At 65.9% G+C, this 4,014-nt stretch carries 3 protein-coding genes and 1 pseudogene; all 4 read left to right on the top strand.

What is annotated here, in order from left to right; genetic code table 11:
• Nucleotides 1-396 (top strand): annotated as a pseudogene (locus H7C18_RS34655) (primosomal protein N'); the annotation flags it as partial.
• A gap of 40 nt (nt 397-436) precedes the next feature.
• Complete coding sequence (gene def / locus H7C18_RS34650; protein ID WP_185133699.1) at nt 437-934, top strand: peptide deformylase; 498 nt, start codon at nt 437-439, stop codon at nt 932-934.
• 1 nt (nt 935) lies between these two features.
• Complete coding sequence (gene fmt, locus H7C18_RS34645) at nt 936-1,889, top strand: methionyl-tRNA formyltransferase (RefSeq protein ID WP_185133700.1); 954 nt, start codon at nt 936-938, stop codon at nt 1,887-1,889.
• Nucleotides 1,890-2,424: 535 nt separating this feature from the next.
• Complete coding sequence (gene rsmB / locus H7C18_RS34640) at nt 2,425-3,879, top strand: 16S rRNA (cytosine(967)-C(5))-methyltransferase RsmB (protein ID WP_185133698.1); 1,455 nt, start codon at nt 2,425-2,427, stop codon at nt 3,877-3,879.
• Nucleotides 3,880-4,014: the final 135 nt, after the last annotated feature.

Genomic DNA, 4,014 nt, shown 5'->3' with positions numbered 1-4,014 from the left:
GAGCGTCCGCCGGTGGCGCAGGAGCTGCGCCACCGGCGGACGCTCGGCTATCCGCCTTACGGGCGGCTGATCGCGCTCACGCTGTCGCATGAGCAAGCGGCGCTGCTGCAGTCGCTCGGGCAGTCGTTCGCCGCGAGCATCCGCGGGATGGCGGCGGCGGCCGGGCTCCCGGACACCTTCGCCGGGGGCGCTCCGAACGCCCTGGAAGTGCTCGGTCCGGTCCCTTCGCCGATTCCGAGACTAAAGGATCGCTACCGTTTTCAATGTATGGTAAAATATCGGGGAGACGTCGACGCGCTGGGCTGGACTTCGCGGGCGCTGCGGGAGCTGTCGGAGACGGCGAAGCGGTCCGGGGTGCAGATCGGAGTGGACGTCGACCCTCAGATGATGCTGTAAGAAGGCAGCTTGCGACTATCCCGGCAAAGGATGATGAACCGTGTCCATTCGATTAATCGTGAAGCACCCGGATGACGTCCTGCGGGAACGGGCTCAAGAAGTGACCAAATTCAACGCCAATTTGCATAAGCTGCTCGACGACCTGGCCGACACGATGTACGACGCCGACGGCGTCGGACTGGCCGCGCCGCAGGTCGGCATCGCCAAGCGGGTGTTCGTCGTCGACGCTGACGAGGAGCACGGGCTGGTCGAGCTCGTCAATCCGGAGATCGTATCGAGGGAAGGCGAGCAGCTCGGCCCGGAAGGCTGCCTGAGCATACCCGGGCTGCAGGGCGACGTTCGCCGCGCCCAGAAAGTGACCGTCCGCGGCCAGGACCGCAATGGGAACCCGGTCGAATATACCGGGACGGATCTGTTCGCCCGCGCGATCCAGCACGAGCTCGATCATCTGAACGGCGTGCTGTTCATCGATCTGGCGGAATCCGTCTACGAGCGCAAGGCGATTCCGGAGCAGGACGGGGATGGGGACGGCGAATAAGATGCGGATCGTATTCATGGGAACGCCGGAATTCGCCGTTCCTTCCTTGAAGCTGCTTTTGGAGAAAGGCTACGACGTCGCCGCCGTCGTCACCCAGCCGGATCGGCCCAAAGGGCGCAAGCGCGAGCTGACGCCGCCTCCGGTCAAGGCGTTCGCTCTCGAGAAGGGGCTGCCGGTGCTGCAGCCGGAACGGATGCGGTCGCCGGCAGCGGTCGAGTCGGTCGCCGCCTGGAAGCCGGATTTGATCGTGACGGCCGCGTACGGGCAAATCTTGCCCAAGGCGGTGCTGGAGCTGCCGCGCCTCGGCTGCGTCAACGTGCACGGCTCGCTGCTTCCGCGCTACCGGGGCGGCGCTCCGATCCAGCGCTCGATCATGGAAGGCGAGCGGGAGACGGGCGTAACGATCATGTATATGGCCGAGGGGCTCGACACGGGGGACATGATCGCCAGCGTGACCGTGCCGATCGGCGACGAGGATACGGCAGGGACGATGTTCGAGAAGCTCAGCCTGGCGGGCGCGGATTTGCTCATGGAGACGCTGCCGAAGCTGGCGGACGGCACCGCGCCGCGCGTGCCGCAGGACGATTCGCTGGCGACGTACGCGCCGAACTTGACGCGGGAAGACGAGCGTCTGCGCTGGGAGCGGACATCCCGGGAGCTGTTCGACCAGACGCGCGGGTTGAATCCGATGGCGGGAGCGTTCACGTTTCTCGACGGGGAAGTGTTCAAGGTGTGGGGCTGCCGCGCGCCTGAGGAGTCGGACGCGAAGCTTGGGGCGGAGGCGCTTGCCGCGGCACCGGGGACGGTGCTGGAAGCGGGAGCGGACGGCATCCGCGTGCGGACCGGCGACGGCAGCCTGGTGCTGACGCAGGTGCAGCCGGCGGGCAAGAAGGCGCTGCCCGCGGCGGATTATGCGAGGGGGGCGAGGCTTGCCCCGGGGACGGTGCTCGGTTAGCCGGGCGCCGTTTTTTGCTGCGGGCGCGGGAGCTGCGCCGTGCGGATGCGATGTTAAACGTCGCAAGGAACGATGGACGAGGCTGACAGGCGACCGTTGCGATGAATAACATCGTAACGCTGGCGTTTTTGCGGCGCACCGGCCGTGTGAGAGTGCGGATGCGATGTTAAACATCGCAACGAGCGGTCGGACGAGGCTGACAGGCGACCGTTGCGATGAATAACATCGTAACGCTGGCGTTTTTGCGGCGCACCGGCCGTGTGGGAATGCGGATGCGATGTTAAACATTGCAACGAGCGGTCGGACGAGACGGACAGGCGGCTGATGCGATGTTAATCATTGTAACAAGCAGCCGACTGGACCTGACGCTCTTCTGAAAACGGCATGGTTTCGAAAGGTACGAGCGAGTGGTTGCGTTTGGGCAACAATGAGAGATAGGGAGACGTTGCTGCTTAAAAGCAAACACTCGCTCGCGCCTCGGTCTTCGCGAAGAAAAAGTGTAGGCCAATGCGGGTTTCGGTGCTCTAGCTTCGGAATGAAGGGAACGGAGAGTGAAACGGATTTGAACGAAAGAGAGAATACCGGGAAGGCAGCCGGCAGGGAGCGTCCCGGCAGAAGCGGAAAGCCCGCTACTGCGCGCGAGGCGGCGCTCCGGGTGCTGGAGCGCGTCGAGCGCGAAGGGGCTTACAGCGGGCTGGAGCTGAACCGCGTGCTGACGGAAGCGGGGCTGAAGCCGCAGGATGCGGCGCTGGCGACGGAGCTCGTCTACGGCACGATCCAGCGGCTCGGCACAATCGACGACGTATTGGCCGCAAGAGTCAAAGGCTGGCCGCGCAAAATCGAGCCGTGGGTGCGCTGCCTGCTCCGCATGAGCTATTATCAGCTCCGCTGGCTCGACCGCGTGCCTGCGCACGCCGTCACCGACGAGGCCGTCCGCCTCGCCAAAAAACGCGGACACGCCGGCATCGCCGGGCTCGTCAACGGCGTCCTTCGCGGCATCCTCCGCGAAGGGGTCGTCCCGCCGCCGCCCGCCGGGCTGGACGCGGCGGAAAGCATCGCGCTCGAGCACAGCCATCCGCGCTGGCTCGTCGCGCGCTTTATCGCCGCCTACGGCGAAGCGGCGGCGGAGGCGATCTGCGCGGCGAACAACGAGCCGCCGCGCGCTTCGGTCCGCGTCAATCCGCTGCGCGCGGACCGGGACGAGCTTCTGGCGGCGATGGCCGCCGAAGGCATCGATGCCGCGCCCTCCCGGCTCGCGCCGGCGGGCATCGTCGCTTCCCGCGCGGGCAGCCTCGCGGCCACGCCGTGGTACCGGGACGGGCTGTTCACCGTCCAGGACGAAAGCTCGATGCTGGTCGCCGCCGTCGCGGCTCCCCCGCCCGGCGGCCGCGCGCTCGACTGCTGCGCCGCGCCGGGCGGCAAGACGACTCACTTGGCGGAGCTGATGGAGGGCCGCGGCGAGGTGATCGCCAACGATATCCATCCGCACAAGGAAGAGCTGATCGCTAGGCAGGCGGAACGGCTCGGGCTGACGAACGTCCGCACGACGGTCGGAGACGCTGCGGAGCTGGCGGGCAAGTTCCCGGCCGGCTCGATGGACGTCGTGCTGCTGGATGCGCCTTGCTCGGGCTTCGGCGTCATCCGGCGCAAGCCCGAGATCAAGTGGAACAAGACCGAGGCGGATATCGCCGCGTTGTCCGAGCTCCAGCGTTCCCTGCTGGAGAAAGCAAGCGGGCTCGTTCGCCCGGGAGGCGTTCTCGTCTACAGCACCTGCACGATCGCGCCGGAAGAAAACGAGGAGACGGTACGCCATTTTCTCGCGGCGAATCCGGACTTCTCGCTGTCCGGCGATTGGCCGGAAACGATCGTCGCTGCGCTGCGTGGAGCGGAGGTGCTTCCCGAGCCGTTCGAAGGCATGGTCCAACTGCTGCCGCAGACGTTCGGAAGCGACGGCTTCTTCATCGCCCGAATGCGGCGCCGCGAGGCTTAAACGCTCCATCGCACATGAAGATCGTCTGATAACCGACCAACTTCCGCGCGTGGTGCCTGAACGGCCGCAAGTTCGTCTGATATCCGACTAAATCCCGCGCATGGTGCCAGAACCGCCGAAAGTTAATCTGATATC

Source organism: Cohnella zeiphila (genome assembly GCF_014212055.1).
GTDB lineage: Bacteria > Bacillota > Bacilli > Paenibacillales > Paenibacillaceae > Cohnella > Cohnella zeiphila.
The sequence above is the reverse complement of the archived record's forward strand: the minus strand, read 5'-3'. Positions and strand labels throughout refer to the sequence as shown.

Coding starts and splice junctions, on each gene's coding strand:
- fmt (WP_185133700.1), top strand. CDS start 936: ATGCGGATCGTATTCATGGGAACGCCGGAATTCGCCGTTCCTTCCTTG.
- rsmB (WP_185133698.1), top strand. CDS start 2,425: ATGAAGGGAACGGAGAGTGAAACGGATTTGAACGAAAGAGAGAATACC.